Genomic DNA, 2,631 nt, shown 5'->3' with positions numbered 1-2,631 from the left:
ACGCCCACGTCATCGTGGAAGAGCCCCCGTCCCCGGGGGCTCTTCCACGATGACGTGGGCGTTCGTACCGCTGGCGCCGAAGCTGGAGACCCCTGCCCTGCGGGGGTGTGCGCCACGGGGCCAGGGCCGGGCGGTGGTCAGGAGCCTGACCTCGCCGGACGACCAGTCGACCTGGCGCGTGGGCTCCTCGGCGTGCAGGGTCGCGGGGAGGGTGCCCGCACGTAGGGCCATGATCATCTTGATCAGGCCGCCCACCCCCGCGGCGGCCTGGGTGTGCCCGATGTTGGACTTCAGGGAGCCGAGCCAGAGGGGCCGGCCGGCCGCGCGCCGCCCGCCGTACGTGGCGAGGAGTGCCTGCGCCTCGATGGGGTCGCCGAGCACCGTCGCCGTGCCGTGCCCCTCCACCGCGTCCACCTCGCCGGGCCGGAGCCCCGCGTCCGTCAGCGCCGCGCGGATCACCCGCTCCTGGGAGGGGCCGTGCGGAGCGGTCATGCCGTTGCTCGCGCCGTCCTGGTTCACGGCGGAACCGCGCAGCACCGCGTGCACCCGGTGGCCGTTGCGGCGCGCGTCCGCGAGGCGTTCGAGGAGCAGGACGCCCATGCCCTCCGCCCACCCCGTGCCGTCGGCGGACGCCGCGTACGACCGGCAGCGCCCGTCGGGCGAGAGCGCCCGCTGCCGGGAGAACTCCACGAAGACGCTGGGTGTCGCGAGCACCGTCACGCCGCCCGCGAGCGCCAGCGTGGTCTCGCCGCGCCGCAGGGACTGCATGGCGAGGTGCGTCGCGACGAGGGACGACGAGCACGCGGTGTCCACCGTCAGGGCGGGCCCCTCGAAGCCGAAGGTGTAGGCGAGCCTGCCGGAGACGAAACTGCCGAGGGTGTTGATGCCCCAGCGGCCCGACACCTGCTCGGCGCGGGAGCGGGCGACCCAGGCGTAGTCCTGGTACATGGCGCCCGCGTAGACGCCGGTCCTGCTGCCGCGCAGCCCGTCCGGGTCGATGCCCGCGTCCTCGCACGCCTCCCAGGCGCCTTCGAGGAGCATCCGCTGCTGCGGGTCCATGGCGAGGGCGTCGCGGCGGCTGATGCCGAAGAAGCGGGGGTCGAAGTCGGTGGCCGTGGAGACGAAGCCGCCGGAGCGTACGTAGGTGGTGTTGGGGTGGCCGGGGTCGGGGTCGTAGACGGTGTCGATGTCCCAGCCCCGGTCGTCGGGGAAGCCGGATATCGCCTCGCGTCCCTCGGCCACCAGGTGCCACAGGCCGGTGGGCGAGGTGACGTCGCCGGGGTACCGGCAGGCCATGCCGATGACGGCGATCGGTTCGTGCGTCGTTCCTGTCTCCGGCCGCGACTCCGCATGCGGACCGGGCTCCGGCCCCTCCGGCCGCTCCGGCCGCTCGTGCCGACGGCGCAGCCTGGCGTTCTCCTTCAGGGCCGCGCGGAGCGCTTCCACGAGTTCTCGGTTGCCGGGTCCCTGGTCGCCGGTTCGCGCACGGGGTTCATGGTCGGCAGGCATCCCTGTCTCCGCGTCCTATCGCTCGTCGTCGTCGCCGTGCAGGGCCATGCGGACGAGGTCCGCCGCGTCCATGGCGTCCAGTCCGGCCGCTTCCCCGGGGTAGAGCTGGTCCGCCAGGAGCAGGGCGACCGCCCGTGGGGTGGGGTGGTCGAAGACCGCGGTGACCGGCAGGCGGAGGCCGGTCGCGGCGTTGAGGCGGTTGCGCAGTTGTACGGCGCCCAGCGAGTCGAAGCCGATCTCCTTGAAGGCCCGGTCGGGGCGCACGGCGTCGGGCCCGGGGAACTGGAGCAGGGCGGCGGCCTCCGTGCACACCAGGCGCAGCAGCGCGCGTTCCCGCCCGGCCCCATCGAGGCCGTCGAGCTCGCTCATGCGGGCGGCGGGGCCGTCCCGCCGCGCGGGTGCGGCCGGAACGAGTCCGCTCAGGAGCGCGGGGGCGGTGCCTTCGGCGGCCCGGCCGCGCAGGGCCGCCATGTCCAGGCGGGCGGCGACGACCAGCGGCTCCGGTGCGCCGAGGACGGCGTCGAACAGGCGCAGCCCCTCCTCGGCGGTCAGGGCGAGGACCCCGCCGCGAGCCAGCCGCGCGGTGTCGGCCGTACTGAGGTGTCCCGTCATGTCGCTGTGCTCCTCCCAGAGCCCGTACGCGACCGAGACCGCGGGCAGCCCCGCGGCGCGGCGGGTGTGGGCGAGGGCGTCGAGGAAGGTGTTCGCGGCGGCGTAGTTGCCCTGTCCCGGTCCGCCGGTCACACCCGCGATCGAGGAGAACAGGACGAACGCCGTGAGACCGTGCCCGGCGGTCAGTTCGTGCAGGTGCCAGGCGGAGTCGGCCTTGGCCCGCAGGACGCGGTCGAGCCGCTCGTCGGTGAGGGAGGTGATGAGGCCGTCCGCCAGTACACCGGCCGCGTGGACGACCGCGCCCAGCCGTTCGCGGGAGGCGAGCAGGCGCTGGACGGCGTCGCGGTCGGAGACGTCGCACGCCTCGACGCGTACGCGGGCACCCTCGGCGGTGAGTTCCCGGGCCAGTGTGTCGGCACCGGGTGCGCTCCTGCCGCGTCGGCTGACGAGGAGCAGGTCCCGCACGCCGTGCTCGCGGACGAGGTGCCGGGCCACCAGGGCGCCGAGACC

Annotated in this window: 1 protein-coding gene and 1 pseudogene; both read right to left on the bottom strand. The window is 74.9% G+C overall.

What is annotated here, in order from left to right; all coding sequences use genetic code 11:
* Nucleotides 1-33: 33 nt before the first annotated feature.
* A pseudogene (locus AB8Z36_RS36780) lies at nucleotides 34-1,509 on the bottom strand (type I polyketide synthase); the annotation flags it as partial.
* A 15-nt stretch (nucleotides 1,510-1,524) separates the two neighbouring features.
* On the bottom strand, nucleotides 1,525-2,631 hold a 1,107-nt coding region (locus tag AB8Z36_RS36775), incomplete at its 5' end, for a type I polyketide synthase (RefSeq protein ID WP_369217732.1).

This window comes from Streptomyces flavofungini, from assembly GCF_041028215.1.
GTDB lineage: Bacteria > Actinomycetota > Actinomycetes > Streptomycetales > Streptomycetaceae > Streptomyces > Streptomyces flavofungini_B.
This window is presented reverse-complemented; position numbering and strand designations above follow the sequence as displayed.